Origin of the sequence: Providencia huaxiensis, assembly GCF_002843235.3 — a bacterium.
In the GTDB taxonomy this organism is placed as follows: domain Bacteria; phylum Pseudomonadota; class Gammaproteobacteria; order Enterobacterales; family Enterobacteriaceae; genus Providencia; species Providencia huaxiensis.
Genome location: NZ_CP031123.2, coordinates 4,191,645 through 4,211,484, shown reverse-complemented (window position 1 = coordinate 4,211,484; position 19,840 = coordinate 4,191,645). Strand labels below are relative to the sequence as shown.

Sequence of the window (19,840 nt, the reverse complement as noted above, 5' to 3'; positions counted from 1 at the left end):
CATGTGCCGAAAGGCGAACCTTTCGGCATAAAACGAATTACTCGTCTTCCAGCTCGATGTTGATACCCAGAGAACGGATTTCTTTCAGCAATACGTTGAAAGATTCCGGCATACCAGGTTCCATCTGATGGCTGCCATCGACGATGTTTTTATACATCTTCGTACGGCCGTTAACGTCATCCGATTTAACTGTAAGCATTTCTTGAAGAGTATAGGCTGCACCGTATGCTTCCAGTGCCCACACTTCCATCTCCCCGAAACGCTGACCACCGAACTGCGCTTTACCACCCAGCGGTTGCTGAGTAACCAAGCTATAAGAACCAGTTGAACGGGCGTGCATCTTATCGTCAACCAAGTGGTTCAGTTTCAGCATATACATATAACCAACGGTAACTTGACGCTCAAATTTCTCGCCAGTACGACCATCGAATAATGTAATCTGACCTGAAGTTGGCAGACCACCCAATTTCAGCAGTTCTTTGATTTCTTTCTCTTTCGCACCATCAAATACTGGTGTCGCAATTGGCATACCTTTTTTCAGGTTCTCAGCCAAACGCATAACTTCTTCGTCAGAGAAAGTATTCAAGTCAACTTTCTGGCGTGGATCATCACCTAAATCGTACGCTTTTTGGATAAACTCACGCAGTTTGGCAACTTCTTCTTGCTGTTTAAGCATAGCATTGATTTTTTCACCAATACCTTTCGCAGCCATCCCTAAGTGGGTTTCCAAAATCTGACCGATGTTCATACGTGATGGTACGCCTAGCGGGTTCAGAACGATGTCAACTGGGTTACCGTTTTCATCATAAGGCATGTCTTCAACTGGGTTGATTTTTGAGATAACACCTTTGTTACCATGGCGACCCGCCATTTTATCACCCGGTTGAATTTGACGTTTAACCGCCAGATAAACCTTAACAATTTTCAGTACACCAGGTGCTAAGTCATCACCTTGAGTAATTTTACGACGTTTTGCATCAAGTTTTTTCTCAAACTCAGATTTCAGTTCGTCATACTGTTCAGCTAATTGCTCTAACTGGTTTTGCTTCTCTTCGTCTGCTAAAGATAACTCTAACCAACGATCGCGAGGCAGTTTGTCCAGTTTTTCAGCTTCAATTCCGCCGTTAACCAGTACAGAACGGATACGAGCAAACAGGCCAGCTTCGAAAATACGCAGCTCTTCTGTTAAGTCTTTCTTCGCATCACGTAACTGAGTTTCTTCGATCTCTAATGCACGTTTGTCTTTCTCTACACCGTCACGGGTAAATACTTGTACGTCAATAACCGTACCAGAAACACCGTTAGGAACACGTAAAGAAGAGTCTTTAACGTCTGATGCTTTTTCACCGAAGATAGCACGTAACAGTTTCTCTTCTGGCGTCAGCTGAGTTTCACCTTTAGGTGTGACTTTACCAACCAGAATGTCGCCGCCTTTCACTTCCGCACCGATATACACGATACCGGATTCGTCAAGTTTAGACAGAGCAGCTTCACCGACGTTTGGAATATCTGCAGTGATTTCTTCAGGCCCTAATTTAGTGTCACGAGACACACAAGAGAGTTCCTGAATATGAATAGTAGTGAAACGGTCTTCTTGAACAACACGCTCAGAAACTAAGATGGAGTCTTCGAAGTTATAACCATTCCATGGCATGAATGCCACGCGCATGTTTTGACCAAGTGCTAATTCGCCGAGGTCTGTTGAAGGACCATCTGCTAACACGTCACCACGTTCAACTGGCTCACCTAAAGATACGCAAGGCATCTGGCTAATACAGGTGTTCTGGTTAGAACGAGTATATTTAGTCAGGTTATAAATATCGATTCCAGCTTCGCCCGGATACATCTCATCTTCGTTAACTTTGATAACGATACGAGACGCATCAACGTACTGAACTGAACCACCACGTCTTGCAACAGCGGTAACACCCGAGTCAACCGCTACTGCACGTTCCATACCCGTACCAACTAATGGTTTGTCAGCACGCAGAGTAGGAACCGCTTGACGTTGCATATTCGCACCCATCAATGCACGGTTGGCGTCATCGTGTTCAAGGAATGGGATCAGTGACGCACCAACAGAAACAACCTGTTGAGTCGAAACGTCCATATACTCAACCTGTTCACGGCTGAATAAACTTGATTCACCTTTGTTACGGCAAGTAATCAGTTCTTCAACGAAGCTACCATCATCACCTAAAACGGTGTTTGCCTGAGCAATGATGAAGTTACCTTCTTCAATTGCAGACAGATAATGGATTTCGTCTGTAACTAGACCATCACGCACTAAACGGTATGGGGTTTCTAAGAAACCATACTCATTGGTCTGTGCATAAACAGATAATGAGTTGATCAGACCGATGTTCGGACCTTCAGGCGTTTCGATAGGACAGACACGACCGTAGTGAGTTGGGTGAACGTCACGTACTTCGAAGCCCGCACGCTCACGAGTCAGACCACCTGGGCCTAACGCAGAGATACGACGTTTGTGCGTAATTTCAGACAGTGGGTTGTTCTGGTCCATAAATTGGGACAGCTGGCTAGAACCAAAGAACTCTTTCACTGCGGCTGAAATTGGTTTCGCGTTGATCATATCTTGTGGCATTAATGCATCGAGGTCGCCCAGAGAAAGACGCTCTTTCACTGCACGCTCAACACGAACCAGACCTACACGGAATTGGTTCTCAGCCATTTCGCCAACGGAACGAATACGACGGTTACCTAAGTGGTCGATATCATCCACTTCGCCTTTACCGTTACGGATATCGATGAGTTTACGCATAACATCAATGATGTCTTCTTCACTCAGGATACCTGAACCTTCAATTTCTTCACGGTTCAGTGAACGGTTGAACTTCATACGACCTACCGCAGACAAGTCGTAACGGTCTTCAGAGAAGAACAGGTTCTCGAACAGGTTTTCTGCAGCTTCGCGGGTTGGTGGCTCACCAGGACGCATCATGCGGTAGATTTCTACCAATGCACTCAGACGGTCGTTAGTTGGGTCGACACGAACGGTTTCAGAAATGTAAGCACCGTGGTCTAAGTCATTGGTAAACAATGTTTCGATTGTTTTATGACCAGACTGGCTCAGACGTGCCAACATGTCTAAAGAAAGTTCCATGTTCGCTGCACAAATCAGCTCACCGGTGCTTTCATCAATGTAGTCTCTAGCAACAACTTTACCTGCGATATATTCAACAGGTACTTCGATGCTATTGATTTCTTCTTTTTCTAACTGACGAATATGACGTGCAGTGATACGGCGGCCTTTTTCTACATAGACTTTACCGTTCGCTTCGATATCAAAAGAAGCAGTTTCACCACGCAGACGCTCAGGAACCAGCGTCATCATCAGTTTATTATCACGGATTTGGAATACAGTTTTGTCGAAGAACAGATTTAAGATTTCTTCGGTGTTGTAATCCATTGCACGCAGAATAATGGTCGCAGGTAATTTACGGCGACGGTCAATACGTACAAACAGGTTATCTTTCGGGTCAAATTCGAAATCAAGCCATGAACCACGGTAAGGGATAATACGTGCGTTATAGAGCACTTTACCTGAAGAGTGTGTTTTACCTTTATCGCTGTCAAAGAATACACCCGGACTACGGTGTAACTGAGAAACGATAACACGCTCAGTACCGTTGATAACGAAAGTTCCGTTTTCAGTCATGAGTGGAATTTCACCCATGTAGACTTCTTGTTCTTTGATGTCTTTAACAGTTCCTTCCGGTGCTTCACGCTCATAAACGATGAGACGCAATTTCACACGCAAAGGCGCAGAGTAAGTTACACCGCGAATTTGACATTCTTTAACATCAAAAACAGGCTCGCCTAAACGATAGCTGACATATTGTAATTCAGCATTACCGCTGTAGCTCTGAATTGGAAACACAGAACGGAAAGCTGCTTCCAGCCCATTCTGGCCATCAGGATCTTGCTCGATAAACTTCTGGAACGAGTCAAGTTGGATAGAAAGGAGATAAGGTATGTCCAAAACTTGTGGACGTTTACCAAAATCCTTACGAATACGTTTTTTCTCGGTATAGGAGTAAACCATAGGTTTCCTCAGCTCGTTGATCAGTGACCCAAGTGGTTAGCTCTTAATGTAAGAGACTGAACCGCAACGCGTTTTTTATAAGAAACGGAAAATGAATACTTTCCTTAATACTCATTGCTATTACTCTTAAATCATTTCATTGCGTCACTTTTGCTACCGAGCTACCCGAGCGGGTCGTAGCGAAGAACACAGTATATTAAGTCGTCAATAGAAAGAAGTATTGGAGGGTTGTTGTTAACATTAAAACTGCGTGAAAAGCTGTTAACACCCATCACGCTTTACAGCGCAAAAAGGCTGGTGATTAAAAAATCACCAGCCATCAGCCTAATTAGACTAGGCTGCGTTCTTGAAATTGAACTTATTTAAGTTCAACAGAAGCGCCTGCTTCTTCAAGAGCTTTCTTCAGAGTTTCAGCTTCATCTTTGCTTGCAGCTTCTTTGATAGTAGCTGGAGCAGATTCTACCATGTCTTTAGCTTCTTTTAAGCCAAGACCGGTTGCGCCACGTACTGCTTTGATAACTGCAACTTTGTTACCGCCGATAGCAGACAGAACAACGTCGAATTCAGTTTTTTCTTCAGCAGCTTCAGCTGGGCCCGCAGCAACAGCAACAGCTGCAGCAGCAGAAACGCCGAATTTTTCTTCCATCATAGTAATCAGTTCAACAACGTCCATTACAGACATTTCTGCAACTGCATCAAGGATTTGGTCTTTAGTGATAGACATAACAAGTGTTCCTAAAATTCAGAAATAGTTTATACGTTAAAAAGCAACGAAGGAAAGGGCTTATGCAGCTTCTTTCTGATCGCGCAGAGCAGCCAGAGTACGAACCAATTTGCCGGCAGCGGCTTCTTTCATGGTTGCCATCAGGCGTGCGATTGCTTCATCGTAAGTTGGGAGAGTTGCCAGACGATCGATATCTTTCGCTTGGATTAACTCACCTTCAAAGGCCGCAGCTTTAATCTCAAATGCTGGATTCGCTTTCGCGAACTCTTTGAACAGACGAGCGCCAGCGCCCGGGTGTTCGTTAGAGAAAGCAATTAAGGTTGGACCGACAAACACGTCTTTCAGTACATCATAAGAAGTACCTTCAACAGCACGGCGGATCAGTGTATTACGAACAACACGGATATAAACGCCAGCTTCGCGACCTGCTTTACGCAGTTCAGTCATTTTTGCTACAGTTACGCCGCGTGAATCGGCAACAACTGCAGAAAGCGCGCCTTTGGCTACTTCGCTGACTTCAGCAACAATCGCTTGTTTGTCTTGAAGATTTAGTGCCATTAGCTTCTTGCTCCTGGATTAACCGGGAAACCCCGGGACTCACATCACTCAGATACAACATGTACTTGAGCGCTAAAACACGGTGAGCAGAATAGAATCCAGAATAAAATTCTAGGTATCTCTGTCACCGTCTACGCAGGTAAATTAAGTAGCTAATATAACCACACCTGCGGTCTTGGACGGGGTCTGGAAAGGCCAGACTCCATACCGAAATTTGTGGTTTGTTGAGTATATCGCTATACCCAACAAACTCAAGGCGTCAAATTTTATACAAAATTGACGCAAAGGTAAAGCCTAATTACTGATTAGCCGAAGCTATAGCAATTAAACTGTCGCTGACAGACCAGCTTGGTCAACAGCAACACCTGCACCCATAGTGGTAGACAGGCTAACTTTCTTGATGAAAACACCTTTAGCTGAAGCTGGTTTTGCTTTTTTCAGTGCAATCAGCAGAGCTTCTAAGTTTTCTTTCAGTTTGTCAGCGTCGAAATCAACTTTACCGATAGTGGTATGGATGATTCCGTTTTTATCGTTACGGTAACGAACCTGACCTGCTTTAGCATTGTTAACTGCTTCAGCAACGTTAGGAGTTACAGTACCAACTTTCGGGTTTGGCATCAGACCACGTGGGCCCAGAACTTGACCTAATTGGCCAACAACGCGCATTGCATCTGGAGAAGCAATAACAACGTCAAAGTCCATTTCACCAGCTTTGATTTTATCAGCCAGATCTTCCATACCTACCAGTTCAGCGCCTGCAGCTTTAGCAGCTTCAGCGTTTGCGCCTTGTGCGAACACAGCAACGCGAACTGAACGGCCAGTACCGTGTGGCAGTACAGTTGCACCGCGAACGTTTTGGTCAGATTTACGAGCATCGATGCCCAGGTTGATAGCTACGTCAACGCTTTCTACGAATTTAGCAGTTGCTAATTCTTTCAGCAGTGCAACGGCTTCATTGATGTCATACTGTTTAGTTACATCAACTTTCTCACGGATATTGCGCATGCGCTTAGTCAGTTTAGCCATTGTCTTAGTCCTCCACTACCAGGCCCATGGAACGAGCAGTACCTTCAATTGAACGCATCATTGCGTCAACATCAGCACCAGTCATGTCCGCAGCTTTAGTTTCAGCGATTTCACGAATCTGAGCAGAGGTCACTTTACCAACTTTATCTTTGTTAGGCTTGCCTGAACCAGACTTAACGCCAGCTGCTTTTTTCAGCAGAACTGCTGCAGGTGGAGTTTTGGTAACGAAAGTGAAAGAACGGTCTGCGTAAACAGTAATAACAACAGGAATTGGTAAACCTTTTTCCAGGCTGTCTGTTTTTGCGTTGAACGCTTTACAGAATTCCATGATGTTAACACCTTGTTGACCCAGTGCTGGACCAACCGGTGGACTTGGGTTCGCCATACCAGCTGCAACTTGCAGCTTAACGTAGGCTTGAACTTTCTTAGCCATGATATTTCCTCTAGATGGGTGATAGCGCCTTACGGTTTGCAAGGCTCCCCGTTACATTAAACATGCCCCGCACATTAGTTTGCGCCGAACATAAAAACAAAAGGCGCGAAATTGTAGTCAAATTTCACGCCTTTTGCAAGTCAGTTTTGTCGTTTAGATTAGGCTTTCTCTACCTGACCAAAATCCAATTCGACTGGAGTTGCACGACCAAAGATAGAAACAGAGACTTTCAAGCGGCTCTTTTCATAATCAATTTCTTCAACAACACCGTTAAAGTCAGCAAATGGGCCTTCGCTAACACGAACCATTTCACCTGGTTCAAACAGTGTTTTCGGACGTGGCTTATCACCAACTTGTTGTAAGCGGTTCATAATAGCATCAACTTCTTTATCGCTAATTGGCGCTGGACGATCTGACGTTCCGCCAATGAACCCCATTACACGCGGTACACTACGTACTAAGTGCCAAGAGTCATCATTCATGACCATTTGGACTAAGACATAGCCTGGGAAGAATTTGCGTTCACTCTTACGGCGCTGACCGCTACGGATTTCAACAACTTCTTCTGTTGGAACCATAACTTCGCCAAAAGAATCTTCCATAGCATGTAATTTGATATGTTCACGTAAAGACTGTGCTACGCGACCTTCAAAACCAGAGAATGCCTGAATGACATACCAGCGCTTTTTAGGTGAATCGGACATTTAGAATAACCTCAGGCTTGTAATAAATGAAACTAAACGCACCAGGATACCATCGAGTCCCCACAGTATTAATGACATTACAGCCGTTACTGCAGCAACAATTAAAGTAGTTTGTAATGTTTCCTGGCGAGTAGGCCAAATGACTTTTCTCATCTCGACGCGAGCTTCGCGTGCAAACGCCAGTGTAGCTTTACCTTTTGTGGTCCATAAAGCGACAGCACCTGCAATAGCGACAACAGCCACAACTGCAAAAGCACGCAGCGCGAGATTATATTGACGGAAGTAATAATTACCAACAATAGCAATTATTAATAAGGCACAGACAATGACCCACTTGAAGATGTCTGCACTGCGTCCACTTCCTTGAGCTTCGCTATTCGCACTCATAATTCAACCTGTTACCATGAAGTATGTACAAAGCCTGCTTGTTTACAAAGGTAAAACAACCAAGCCAAACCAATAGAATATGCCAACATATCCCTCAATTACTACAAACTAAGCCTGCAAAATTTGATAGGGATATCAATAGCATCACCTGCGATCTAAAAGTAATTAGCCTTGTTAATGGAGGTAATTAGCGTTATTCGTTCTGCAAATACAACAAGTTGCAGTAACATTTTATTTCGCAAGTACTACTTGTATGTCAGTACTATCACTTTACAAGTGTTACCCATTTCACAAGTGCTATTCCATTTTGCAGGAATTTCAGCATGCTCAGCAAATTTTTAACTGCACCAAGTAAGAAAATAACTTTCTTTTTGTGGCAGCGGTAAAATATACCATATCTTCCGAGCAAAACCTTAATAAATCTCATATAACTGCGTAAAGGAACCTGTGCAGTTATCAATTCGTTATTTCAGAGCCTATCTCACCAATAATTATACAAATGATTGATGAGATAGGTTCTTCATTTTGCAACGTCTGAATTTTGCAATGCCTAAATTTTGTAACGTATAAAAAGGACGTCTATTAGACGCCCTTTTTTACTAAGTAGTTCTTTCTTATTCAGAAAGAGCGGTATTATGCAATAATTTTTGCAACAACACCCGCACCTACAGTACGGCCACCTTCACGAATTGCGAAACGTAAACCGTCGTCCATCGCGATTGGGTGGATCAGGGTAACGATCATGTTGATGTTATCACCTGGCATTACCATCTCTACGCCTTCTGGCAGTTCGATAGTACCTGTTACGTCAGTTGTACGGAAGTAGAACTGTGGACGGTAACCTTTGAAGAATGGAGTGTGACGACCACCTTCATCTTTGCTCAGAATATAGACTTCTGATTCGAATTTAGTGTGTGGCTTGATTGAACCTGGTTTTGCCAGTACTTGACCACGTTGAATTTCTTCACGTTTAGTACCACGCAGCAGAACACCAACGTTCTCACCCGCACGACCTTCGTCCAGCAGTTTACGGAACATTTCAACGCCAGTACAAGTTGTTTTAACCGTGTCTTGGATACCAACGATTTCAACTTCTTCACCAACTTTGATGATACCACGCTCAACACGGCCTGTTACTACTGTACCACGACCAGAGATTGAGAATACGTCTTCGATTGGCAGCAGGAATGGTTTGTCAATTGCACGCTCTGGTTCTGGGATGTAAGAATCCAAGTGACCTGCTAATTCAACAATTTTCGCTTCCCACTCTGGGTTGCCTTCCAGCGCTTTCAGAGCTGAACCACGGACAACTGGAGTGTCGTCGCCTGGGAAATCGTATTGAGACAGAAGTTCACGAACTTCCATTTCAACTAATTCTAACAGTTCTTCGTCGTCTACCATGTCACATTTGTTCAGGAAAACGATGATGTAAGGAACACCTACTTGGCGGCCTAACAGGATGTGCTCACGAGTTTGTGGCATTGGGCCATCAGTCGCAGCAACAACCAGGATTGCACCGTCCATCTGAGCAGCACCAGTGATCATGTTTTTAACATAGTCGGCGTGTCCTGGGCAGTCTACGTGTGCGTAGTGGCGAGTTGGAGTATCGTATTCTACGTGTGAAGTAGAGATGGTGATACCACGCGCTTTTTCTTCTGGTGCGTTATCGATTTGGTCGAATGCACGAGCAGAACCGCCGTAAGTTTTAGCCAGAACAGTAGTGATAGCTGCTGTCAGAGTAGTTTTACCGTGGTCAACGTGGCCGATAGTACCAACGTTAACGTGCGGTTTTGAACGTTCAAATTTTTCTTTAGACACGACTCTATTCCTTATGGAGTTCCCTCTTCACGATAAAGAAGGAACTTAAATTAAAGTAGTTAACCGATAAAAATCGATTATTTAGCGTTACGAGCTTCGATTACAGCTTGTGCAACGTTGTTTGGTGCTTCATTGTACTTCAGGAACTCCATAGAGTATGAAGCACGACCTTGTGTCTGAGAACGCAGGTCAGTAGCATAACCGAACATTTCTGACAATGGTACTTGTGCACGAACGACTTTACCAGTAGGCAGGTCATCCATACCTTCAATCATACCACGACGACGGTTCAGGTCACCAATAACATCACCCATGTAGTCTTCTGGTGTTTCCACTTCAACTTTCATGATTGGCTCAAGCAGAACTGGTTTAGCTTTTTTGAAGCCATCTTTAAACGCGATTGAAGCCGCAAGTTTAAACGCCAATTCAGAGGAGTCAACATCATGGTAAGAACCGAAATGTAAACGAACACCCATGTTAACAACCGGGTAACCAGCTAATGGACCAGATTTCAGCTGTTCTTGGATACCTTTGTCAACTGCAGGGATGTATTCAGTTGGAATCACACCACCTTTGATGTCGTTGGCAAATTCGTAATCCATTTGAACGCCGTCTTTATCGTTTTTGTTCAGTGGGAACATATCGATAACGACATGACCGTACTGACCACGACCACCAGACTGTTTCGCGTGTTTACCTTCGATATCAGTCACTTTCATAGTGATTGCTTCACGGTAAGCAACTTGAGGTTTACCAACGTTCGCTTCAACTTTAAATTCACGACGCATACGGTCAACCAGAACGTCCAAGTGCAATTCACCCATACCAGCGATGATAGTCTGATTAGTCTCTTCATCACTTGATACGCGGAATGATGGGTCTTCTTGAGCCAAGCGGCCTAATGCGATACCCATTTTTTCTTGGTCAGCTTTAGTTTTTGGTTCAATTGCAACAGAGATTACTGGCTCTGGGAATTCCATACGCTCCAGGATGATTGGTGCATCAACAGCACATAAAGTATCACCTGTAGTTACGTCTTTCAGACCGATTGCCGCCGCGATGTCACCAGCGCGAACTTCTTTGATCTCTTCACGTTTGTTAGCGTGCATCTGTACGATACGGCCAAAACGTTCTTTTTTCGATTTCACTGCGTTCAGAACTGTGTCACCTGAGTTAACAACACCAGAGTAAACACGGAAGAACGTTAAGTTACCAACGAATGGGTCAGTTGCAATTTTAAATGCTAATGATGAGAATGGCTCATCATCACTTGCGTGACGCTCTGCAGGTGTGTCTTTACCGTCATCCAGAATACCATTGATTGCAGGTACATCTGTTGGCGCAGGTAAGTAATCAACCACCGCATCCAGCATCGCCTGAACACCTTTGTTCTTAAATGCAGAACCACAGGTAACCAGGATAATTTCGCTTGCAAGAACACGTTGACGTAATGCAGCTTTAATTTCTGCTTCAGTCAGTTCTTCACCGCCCAGATATTTTTCCATCAGTTCTTCTGATGCTTCTGCTGCGGTTTCGATCAGGTTGTTGTGCCACTCTTCAGCTGCTTCTTGCATGCTCGCAGGGATATCTTCGTATTCGAAGGTAACGCCCTGGTCTTCATCGCTCCACTTAATTGCTTTCATTTTCAGCAAGTCAACAACACCTGTGAACGCTTCTTCTGCGCCGACTGGTAATTGCAGTGGAACTGCGTTAGCTGCTAAACGTGATTTTAATTGCTCAACAACACGTAAGAAGTTCGCACCCATACGGTCCATTTTGTTAACGAACGCGATACGTGGAACTTTATATTTGTTAGCCTGACGCCATACAGTTTCAGACTGTGGCTGAACACCACCAACTGCACAGTAAACCATTACTGCGCCATCAAGAACACGCATAGAACGTTCTACTTCGATTGTGAAGTCAACGTGTCCCGGGGTGTCGATGATGTTGATACGGTGTGGCTCATACTGTTTTGCCATACCAGACCAGAATGCAGTAGTCGCTGCAGATGTGATAGTAATACCACGCTCTTGCTCCTGCTCCATCCAGTCCATTGTTGCAGAACCTTCGTGAGTTTCACCAATTTTATGGTTTACACCAGTATAGAACAGAATACGTTCAGAAGTTGTGGTTTTACCGGCGTCGATGTGTGCACTGATACCGATATTACGATAACGTGCTATGGGCGTTTGACGGGCCATTTTTTCCTCTCTCGTGGGCGTTCAATGCTTCATATAAAGGGTAGCAAATGGCTACCCTGAGATACATCACTAATGTAGGTAAGAAATAATTACCAACGATAGTGTGCGAACGCCTTGTTAGCTTCTGCCATACGGTGAACGTCTTCACGTTTCTTAACAGCGGAACCTTTGTTCTCAGCAGCGTCTGATAATTCATTTGCCAGGCGAAGTGCCATAGATTTATCACCGCGTTTACGAGCAGCATCAACGATCCAACGCATTGCCAGGGCATTACGACGAACCGGGCGAACTTCAACTGGAACTTGGTAAGTTGAACCACCAACACGGCGGGATTTAACTTCCACAGTCGGACGCACGTTATCCAGTGCTAATTCGAATGCATCAAGTTCAGTTTTACCAGAACGCTGAGCAAGGGTCTCAAGTGCGTTATATACGATTGCTTCAGCAGTAGATTTTTTCCCGTCTACCATCAGGATATTTACAAATTTGGCCAGTAATTCTGATCCGAACTTAGGATCTGGAAGAATTTTACGTTGACCTATTACGCGACGACGTGGCATGGATATGACTCCGTTGTTAATTCAGGTTTGTCCAAAACTCTACGAGAGTATTTTGACATTAAGATTAAAATGTTTGGCCTTACTTAACGGAAATCCATTAAGCCTTAGGTTTCTTCGCGCCGTATTTAGAACGAGCTTGCTTACGGTCTTTAACACCAGAACAGTCCAGTGCACCGCGAACGGTGTGATAACGCACACCTGGTAAGTCTTTAACACGACCACCACGGATAAGGATAACGGAGTGCTCCTGCAAGTTGTGGCCTTCACCACCGATGTAGGAAGAAACTTCGAAACCGTTAGTTAAACGAACACGGCATACTTTACGTAATGCTGAGTTTGGTTTCTTAGGAGTGGTAGTATATACACGAGTACATACGCCACGTTTTTGCGGGCAAGCTTCCAGTGCTGGAACGTTGCTTTTAACAACTTTCGAGCTACGAGATTTGCGTACCAGCTGATTAATAGTTGCCATTATTAAAAAAGCTCCTGGTTTTATTGCTTCGTAAACACGGATTTTGACCTCGTTCGCCAACATGACGATACACGAGGACGCGAAATTTTATTGCTGACTGGCTCAGGTGTCAAGAAATATACAACTTTTAATGCCTTTATATGGCAAAATGTTGTTTTTGGACTTCTGTTAGCTTCACAAAACCTTGATATGTGATCACAGAAACTGTGGTTGAGAGGGTATTTTGCAACCCGCGAGCGTTGATGTCGACATCCAAAGCGTACAGCTGCGCGCCTGTTTTTTGTAATGCAGCAAGAAAAGGCGACTGTGCGACTGCCGCAACCACGCCATCCTGCATCAGTAAAACTACGTCTTCAGCCGTAATAAAACCTAGCATCGCAGAAAAATCACATTTAAATGGAGATGTTGCTAATGTATACAGCATAGAAAAGATCCTACTATAGATCAAAACCTAACCCAAGCTCAAAATTCGCACAATAGATTAAAAATTAAGCACCACATCACATTCCGCTATTTTAGCTCTAATCTCTTTCTTGTTGAGAATTGTTGGAGTCACAACCCATTCACCATTCTCCCCCAACCCTCTTTCTTGTAGCGAAGCACCGCAGAGATAAATTTTTTCAATGTCATATAATGGCAATATTTTAAATGTAACGATGTAATCTCGGGCAAGCACTTCAGCAGGGTGTTGATTTGCTAGAAGCTGGTAGACACCATCAGAGAGAAAAAACACCTGAATGTCTTCTGTCAGCGCTGAAGTTGCTAATAATGCATCTAGCCCTTCTCGGCCACTGGCATTTCCATGGGGCATGGTTGTAAAGACAAAAGCTATTTTTTTCACACGATACCTTGTATTGAGCTGTTCTTAGAATTGAATCGTTCGGTCTGTGGTTATCATCGCTTCAGCAAGGCTCCCTAACCCGCTCATGATAAAGCCCTCAGCAAGGTTAGCCGTTGGAAGAGATAAACTTTGCGCTTGTTCTTGGTCAACCACTCCTCGACGCAGCGCAGCGGAAACACAGATATGCATTTCACACCCAGATTGTTTTGCGAGTTCCTGCCAAGCTGGAACTAAATTAAATTCATCTGTTGCCGGTGATGTGAGCAGGTTCGCATTGAAAACACCATCACGATAAAAAAAGAGCGTTTTCAATATATGCCCTTCTTCAAGAAGGGCTTTGGCAAATTGATACGCACTTGCTGCTTGTTGTGTACCGTAAGCAGGGCCTGTCACAACTAAGCAGTAAGTTAACGAATTTATATTACTCATTCACCACTCTTGAATTGACGAATGTATAAGTAAACGGTGTGTTTAGAAATATTCAGGCGGTCTGCAACTTGGTTAATGGCATCTTTAATATCGAAAATACCTTTTTCGTATAAATTAAGGACCACTTGCTTGTTTTTCGCATTATTCGAAACATTACGGTCAGCGCCAACTTCTTCGATCGTATATTCCAATGTTTGCGCGACAAGATCATCAACTGAAGAGGCAAAATTCACATCTGAAGTGACTTCTTGTTTGGTTTCTGGAACAAACGATTGAATAATTTCAGAGAACGGCACATCTAGGTTCATATTAATGCATAGTAAGCCAATCACACGTTGCTTGCGGTTACGAATTGCAATAGTCACGGATTTCATTAAATCACCACTTTTTGCTTTCGTAAAATAAGCCTTCGATACATTCGATTCTTCGTCTGCCATATCATGCAGCATTCTCAACGCAAGGTCTGTTATCGGTGAGCCGATTTTACGCCCAGTGTGTTGGCCATTTGCGATTCTAACTGCAGAGCAGTTTAGGTCTTCTAAAGAGTGAAGAACAATTTCACAATGCCCACCGATTAGCATTGCCAGACCATCCACCGCGGCTTCATATGATTTTAAAATTTCATGGTCTGTCTCAGAAAAGGGTTGGTTATCCAATATGTTAATATCGCTGAGGTCGTGTGATTGTATAGAATCAGACATTTCAACATCATCCTTCTAATGTAAAAACTCATCCTGTTGACTAAAAAGGCGTTCATTATTCGACTATTTGGCCTTCATTACTTTGTTTGTAGCCAACAATTGTGATGATAAAAAATAAAATAGAGTCTTCTGAAGTTAAAACTCCAAGACGTTGCCGTCAAGCGAATGAATGCAAGACAGTCTGTTTTATCACAAGTTTTAAACAATTTGAGAATTTTTTTGATGAGAAAGACAAAAAAGCCCAAGGCATGAATGCATTGGGCTCAAAAATACACTTAGCTAATGCTTAGTGAGTGCTTATTTCGCGGCAGGTTTGATATCTAATAATTCAACATCAAAGACTAATGTTGAATTTGCAGGGATACCCGGCACGCCATTTTCACCATAAGCTAATTCAGCAGGGATCACTAACTGCATTTTCCCGCCTTTTTTCAGGTTAACTAAACCTTCAGTCCAGCCTTTAATGACTGAGTTTAATGGAATAGTCAGTGGCTCGTTACGTGAATATGAGCTGTCAAATTCAGTACCGTCAATCAGTGAACCTTTATAGTGAACTACGACAGTTTCATCTGCTTTAGGTTTCGCACCTGTACCGTCTTTTTCAATTTTGTACAGTAAGCCAGATTTGGTTTTAACTACGCCTTTTTCTTTAGCGTATTTCTCGCGATACTCAGCACCTTTTTTCTCATTCGCTGCTGATTCGTCTTTCATTTTTTTGTCAGCTGCTTCTTTGACTTGGCCTTCAAATTGACGCAGGGTTTCTTCAACTTCTGCATCGGTCATTTTGCTTTTGCCGTTAAATGCATCTTGAACACCTGCCAGTAATTGAGCTTTGTCCAAATTAATACCGATTGTTTTCTGTTCTTCTAAAGAATTCTGCATGTAGCGACCTAAAGATGCACCCAATGCATACGCATTACGCTCTTCTGCGTTTTTGAATGCGCTGCTTTGTGCTTTGGCTTCCGCTGCCATCACTTGCGGAGCAGCAAAAGTAAATGCTAGCGTAGTTGCTAAAAGGCTTGCCTTAAACAGTGATTTCATCCTAGTCTCCGATAACTTTTATTCGATTATATTCGAATAGCGAACTATTCGTTTTGTGGATAGGGCTCTTTAAGTTTAGACCCGTTATCCCATTGAGTATTAAAAAATATAAGAACTACTGAGACCACATTAACAAAAAGTCGTTTCATCGCCTATATCTTTAACTAAAACTTATCTGTTGATTTGTAATGTTCGGTTATTATGATGGTTTAATTACGATATAAACGCTTAAGGAGAGTCGAATATGGACTCATCTGATACATTTGAACAACGTTTGGAACTTTTAGAAAGTAAAGTTACCTTTCAAGAACTGGCTATTGAGCAACTTAATCAGGTTATTACTGACCAGCAAATGCAAATGAGCCGCCTTCAAGAACACTTGCGCATTGTGGCTGAAAGACTGAAATCATCCCAAGATTCTCACTTAGCAAGACCTGAAGAAGAAACGCCGCCACCGCATTATTAATTTAGAATGCAAAACCATTGATTTTAAATGCAAAAAAGGAAGCTTTCGCTTCCTTTTTTTACAAACACTAATACCGCGTATTAGTGGCAGCCGCAACCGCCTTGTTTGTGACCATGTCCGTGGCCTTCACCGCCACCGCAGCAGCCGCCTTCTGAACCGTGGCTATGACCACCACCACAGCAACCACCTTCGTGGTCGTGGTCATGGTCGTGACCGCCTGCACCATGGACGTGGCCATGTGCAATTTCTTCTTCTGTTGCTTCACGGATAGCCATGATTTCAACATTAAATTTCAGGTTTTGGCCTGCTAACATGTGGTTACCGTCAACGATAACTTCATCACCTTCGATACCGGTGATTTCAACAGGAACAGGGCCCATGTCAGTGTCAGCTAAGAAACGCATGCCCACTTCTAGCTCATCAACGCCCATAAATACATCTTTAGGAACACGTTGAACTAAGTTGTCATCGTATTGACCATATGCGTCATCTGAAGCTACTTCAACATCGAAGTTTTCGCCTACAGAACGGCCTTCTAATGCTTTTTCTAAACCTGAAATTAAAGACCCACGACCATGCAAATAGTCCATTGGTGCGCTTGCTGGTGATTCATCAACTAAAACACCGTCTTCTGTTCTTACTTGATAAGCCAAGCTGACCACCAAGTCTTTTGCTACTTTCATGACATCTCCTACTACCCGTAAGGGAAAAATTTTTGCCAATTGTACCGAAAAACTATGATGATGTATTGAGAATTGACAAATTTCTATTATTCAGGTGTAAAAATTCCAATAACCTGCTCTTTTTGTCTAACATGCCCCGTTGCTTCATCCCCCGCTTGGCGCTGTTGGTCACCGCAATTGACACACTCCACAACATCAATTTTATCTTCACGCCACATCATTAAAGTGTCTTGTGACTTGCATTTAGGGCAAGTCGCCCCTGCAATAAAGCGTTTACGTGTTGAAGACATTTCTAACCCTTATTGTTCATTATTCCAGCTATGAGGCTGGCGATGCTCTCGTTGCATTTCTTTTTCAAAGAGCTCATTAAGTTCACGGCGCGCCTCTTTAATACGTGAAATTTGCCCGCTATCACTATTTTCATTTTCAGGGTAGATATCCCTGAGCATTTTCATGTCTAAACGGCGGAAATGCTGTTTGGCACGATAGGCTTTATGAGGATGCATTCCTGTGCTAACAAGAGCTTTACTACCTAATTCAAGCGCACTTGAGAATGTTTCACGGCTGAAATCAGTGACCCCACATTTTAATAGCTCATGTGCCTCAAGACGACCTTTAGCGCGTGCAATAATATGCAAGTTAGGGAAATTTTCTTGGCAAATTTGCACAATTTCCATCACTTCTTCTGGTACATCACTGGTGATCACAATTGACTTCGCTTTATCTGCTCCTGCGGAACGCAATAACTGCAGTTCACGCGCATCACCATAATATACGGTATAGCCGTAGCGGCGCATGGTACCAATTGCTGTAACATCTTGTTCTAGCACGGTGATTTTAACCTTGTTAGCCATCAATAAGCGGCCAACCACCTGCCCCATGCGGCCAAAACCGACCAAAATAACATGCGGGTCATTGTCTTCCACAAACGGTTTTTCACTCGAGGCTGGTTGTTGATTATAACGGTAGTTCAAATAGGCATCTATCAGCTGCATCACAAGTGGCGTAGTCATCATGGAAAGTGTGACAACCACCAGCAGTAAGTCCATTTGCCATTCATTAATCACACTTGCCCCAAAGGCAGTTCCATAGATCACAAAAGCAAATTCACCACCTTGGCTAAGTACCCCGGAAAATTGCGCTCTTGCACCATTTCGAAGCCTAGCCGCTAAACTCAGGCCGTAAAGTACCAACGCTTTGACTCCGACTAATACTGCAACGGCAATCAATACTTGTGGTAAATAGGCCCATAGCACATCTAAATTTAATGACATACCTACTGAAATAAAAAATAGCCCCAGTAATAACCCTTTAAATGGCTCGATATTAATTTCCAGTTCATGGCGAAACTCTGTTTCCGCTAACATGACCCCTGCCATAAAGGTGCCCAGTGCCATAGAAAACCCAAGGCTTTCCATAATAAGTGCGGAGCCTAATACCACCAGTAATGCTGCAGCCGTAAAAATTTCATGGACGCCAGATTTAGCGGCAAGCCTGAACATCGGTCGTAATAAATAGCGGCCAACTACCCATAAGCCTGCGAATGCTACTATTTTCAAGCCAATTTTTTGCCAATCACTGGTTGCGGAGTCCCCGGCTAACAATGGGATCAGCGCCATAATAGGAATAACGGCCATATCTTGAAATAACAAAACAGAGAAACCAAGTTGCCCGCTTTCTTTATTGGACATCCCTTTTTCGTTCATCAACTGAAGTGCCATTGCAGTTGAAGACATCGCCATTCCTAATCCACCGACAATGGCGGCTTGCCAAGAGAATTTGGCTAAAAATAACAATGACGCCATGATAGCAGCGGTCACAACCACTTGAAGCGTACCAACACCAAAAATCGAGCGCCTAAGTTCCCATAATTTAGAAGGTTTGAGCTCTAAACCAATGAGAAACATCAGGAACACCACCCCCATTTCGGAGAAGTGTAAAATATCATCAACATTACGAATAAAGCCGAAAACAAATGGTCCAATCATGATCCCTGCAAGCAAATACCCAAGCACAGCACCTAAGCGGATTTTCTGTGCGATAGGCACCATTATTACCCCTGCACAGAGGAAAATAATAACGGACTCAAATAGCCCCAGTTCTGACATTAGGATAACCCTCCCGCGCCTAGTGGTTGTTGCATCCATTGGCGGTAGTCATCAATAAGCTGTTCAAAGCGTTCTTTCGGCTGCCGACGTGCTGCATAAATAATGGTTGGTTCCAGCCACTGCATATCACACATTAATGCGGTCAATTCAAATGGGCGAAGTATTTCCGTGAGTGGGTAATGGTTATACCCATCATGTTGGTAAGCGTGAATGGGCTCTCCGGTGGTGATCACCGAGCGCCAGTATTTGCCTTTTAATTTTTGATACCCCACGTCGGTAGCAAAACGGCGAGTTAACACGCGGTCAAACCACTCTTTCAACAATGCAGGGCAACTATAAGTATAAAGGGGATGCTGAAAAACAATGATATCGTGCTGGCACAATAATTTTTGTTCCGCGGTAACATCAATAAAATAATCTGGATAAATTGCGTATAAATCGTGCACAGTTACATGGTCAAAATCATGTATAGCACCCAGTAACGCCTTATTAGCCATAGATTCGTCGGGGTCCGGGTGAGCATAGACCACTAGCACTTTCGGTGTATTTGACATCTTTCCCTCCTCAAAGGCGTGTCAGACGGAACATTTTCCGTTACCATGCAGCCTGCTATACTCGT

At 43.6% G+C, this 19,840-nt stretch carries 21 protein-coding genes; 1 reads left to right on the top strand and 20 read right to left on the bottom strand.

Annotated elements, in window-relative coordinates; genetic code table 11:
* Positions 1–37 precede the first annotated feature (37 nt).
* The 16 genes from rpoB to fkpA all read right to left on the bottom strand — a co-directional run bounded on the left by rpoB (position 38) and on the right by fkpA (position 15,964).
* On the bottom strand, positions 38–4,066 hold the full coding sequence (gene rpoB, locus CYG50_RS21245; RefSeq protein WP_102140203.1) for a DNA-directed RNA polymerase subunit beta: 4,029 nt from the start codon (positions 4,064–4,066) through the stop codon (positions 38–40).
* 358 nt (positions 4,067–4,424) lie between these two features.
* On the bottom strand, positions 4,425–4,790 hold the full coding sequence (gene rplL, locus CYG50_RS21240) for a 50S ribosomal protein L7/L12 (RefSeq protein ID WP_102140204.1): 366 nt from the start codon (positions 4,788–4,790) through the stop codon (positions 4,425–4,427).
* Between the two features lie 60 nt (positions 4,791–4,850).
* Positions 4,851–5,348 carry a 50S ribosomal protein L10 gene (rplJ, locus tag CYG50_RS21235; protein WP_102140205.1) on the bottom strand — a complete coding sequence of 166 codons (498 nt, stop codon included), beginning with the start codon at positions 5,346–5,348 and terminating at the stop codon, positions 4,851–4,853.
* Positions 5,349–5,672: 324 nt separating this feature from the next.
* Positions 5,673–6,374 (bottom strand): 50S ribosomal protein L1, encoded by a 702-nt coding sequence (gene rplA / locus CYG50_RS21230; protein ID WP_102140206.1) that lies wholly within the window; start codon positions 6,372–6,374, stop codon positions 5,673–5,675.
* A 4-nt stretch (positions 6,375–6,378) separates the two neighbouring features.
* Positions 6,379–6,807 carry a 50S ribosomal protein L11 gene (gene rplK, locus CYG50_RS21225; RefSeq protein ID WP_004264379.1) on the bottom strand — a complete coding sequence of 143 codons (429 nt, stop codon included), beginning with the start codon at positions 6,805–6,807 and terminating at the stop codon, positions 6,379–6,381.
* Positions 6,808–6,965: 158 nt separating this feature from the next.
* Positions 6,966–7,511: a transcription termination/antitermination protein NusG gene (nusG, locus tag CYG50_RS21220; RefSeq protein WP_004264378.1), complete on the bottom strand. Its 546-nt coding sequence runs from the start codon at positions 7,509–7,511 to the stop codon at positions 6,966–6,968.
* Positions 7,512–7,898 carry a preprotein translocase subunit SecE gene (gene secE, locus CYG50_RS21215; protein WP_004265885.1) on the bottom strand — a complete coding sequence of 129 codons (387 nt, stop codon included), beginning with the start codon at positions 7,896–7,898 and terminating at the stop codon, positions 7,512–7,514.
* Positions 7,899–8,531: 633 nt separating this feature from the next.
* Entirely contained in the window at positions 8,532–9,716 is a 1,185-nt protein-coding gene (gene tuf, locus CYG50_RS21210; protein WP_116068795.1) for an elongation factor Tu, read from the bottom strand.
* A gap of 77 nt (positions 9,717–9,793) precedes the next feature.
* Positions 9,794–11,920: an elongation factor G gene (gene fusA / locus CYG50_RS21205; RefSeq protein ID WP_102138914.1), complete on the bottom strand. Its 2,127-nt coding sequence runs from the start codon at positions 11,918–11,920 to the stop codon at positions 9,794–9,796.
* An 89-nt stretch (positions 11,921–12,009) separates the two neighbouring features.
* Positions 12,010–12,480 (bottom strand): 30S ribosomal protein S7, encoded by a 471-nt coding sequence (gene rpsG, locus CYG50_RS21200; RefSeq protein ID WP_004262486.1) that lies wholly within the window; start codon positions 12,478–12,480, stop codon positions 12,010–12,012.
* A gap of 97 nt (positions 12,481–12,577) precedes the next feature.
* Positions 12,578–12,952: a 30S ribosomal protein S12 gene (gene rpsL, locus CYG50_RS21195; RefSeq protein WP_004265905.1), complete on the bottom strand. Its 375-nt coding sequence runs from the start codon at positions 12,950–12,952 to the stop codon at positions 12,578–12,580.
* A 136-nt stretch (positions 12,953–13,088) separates the two neighbouring features.
* Entirely contained in the window at positions 13,089–13,376 is a 288-nt protein-coding gene (gene tusB, locus CYG50_RS21190; RefSeq protein ID WP_102138913.1) for a sulfurtransferase complex subunit TusB, read from the bottom strand.
* A 57-nt stretch (positions 13,377–13,433) separates the two neighbouring features.
* On the bottom strand, positions 13,434–13,763 hold the full coding sequence (tusC, locus tag CYG50_RS21185) for a sulfurtransferase complex subunit TusC (RefSeq protein WP_241098780.1): 330 nt from the start codon (positions 13,761–13,763) through the stop codon (positions 13,434–13,436).
* A gap of 54 nt (positions 13,764–13,817) precedes the next feature.
* Positions 13,818–14,222, bottom strand: coding sequence for a sulfurtransferase complex subunit TusD (gene tusD / locus CYG50_RS21180; protein ID WP_102138911.1), 405 nt, complete (start codon positions 14,220–14,222; stop codon positions 13,818–13,820).
* Entirely contained in the window at positions 14,219–14,923 is a 705-nt protein-coding gene (locus CYG50_RS21175; protein ID WP_102138910.1) for a helix-turn-helix transcriptional regulator, read from the bottom strand. The genes tusD and CYG50_RS21175 overlap by 4 nt, the downstream gene beginning before the upstream one ends.
* A gap of 297 nt (positions 14,924–15,220) precedes the next feature.
* Positions 15,221–15,964, bottom strand: coding sequence for an FKBP-type peptidyl-prolyl cis-trans isomerase (gene fkpA / locus CYG50_RS21170; protein WP_102138909.1), 744 nt, complete (start codon positions 15,962–15,964; stop codon positions 15,221–15,223).
* A 244-nt stretch (positions 15,965–16,208) separates the two neighbouring features.
* Here fkpA and CYG50_RS21165 point away from each other — a divergent pair, with 244 nt between their 5' ends.
* Positions 16,209–16,430 carry a SlyX family protein gene (locus CYG50_RS21165; RefSeq protein WP_102138908.1) on the top strand — a complete coding sequence of 74 codons (222 nt, stop codon included), beginning with the start codon at positions 16,209–16,211 and terminating at the stop codon, positions 16,428–16,430.
* A gap of 80 nt (positions 16,431–16,510) precedes the next feature.
* On the opposite strand, the gene slyD is transcribed toward CYG50_RS21165, so the two are convergent.
* The 4 genes from slyD to kefG form a co-directional block, all read right to left on the bottom strand.
* Positions 16,511–17,113: a peptidylprolyl isomerase gene (gene slyD, locus CYG50_RS21160; RefSeq protein WP_102138907.1), complete on the bottom strand. Its 603-nt coding sequence runs from the start codon at positions 17,111–17,113 to the stop codon at positions 16,511–16,513.
* Positions 17,114–17,199: 86 nt separating this feature from the next.
* Positions 17,200–17,403 (bottom strand): YheV family putative zinc ribbon protein, encoded by a 204-nt coding sequence (locus tag CYG50_RS21155; RefSeq protein ID WP_102138906.1) that lies wholly within the window; start codon positions 17,401–17,403, stop codon positions 17,200–17,202.
* Between the two features lie 9 nt (positions 17,404–17,412).
* Positions 17,413–19,221 (bottom strand): glutathione-regulated potassium-efflux system protein KefB, encoded by a 1,809-nt coding sequence (gene kefB, locus CYG50_RS21150; RefSeq protein WP_102138905.1) that lies wholly within the window; start codon positions 19,219–19,221, stop codon positions 17,413–17,415.
* Complete coding sequence (kefG, locus tag CYG50_RS21145; RefSeq protein WP_102138904.1) at positions 19,221–19,775, bottom strand: glutathione-regulated potassium-efflux system ancillary protein KefG; 555 nt, start codon at positions 19,773–19,775, stop codon at positions 19,221–19,223. The genes kefB and kefG overlap by 1 nt, the downstream gene beginning before the upstream one ends.
* Between the last annotated feature and the right edge of the window lie 65 nt (positions 19,776–19,840).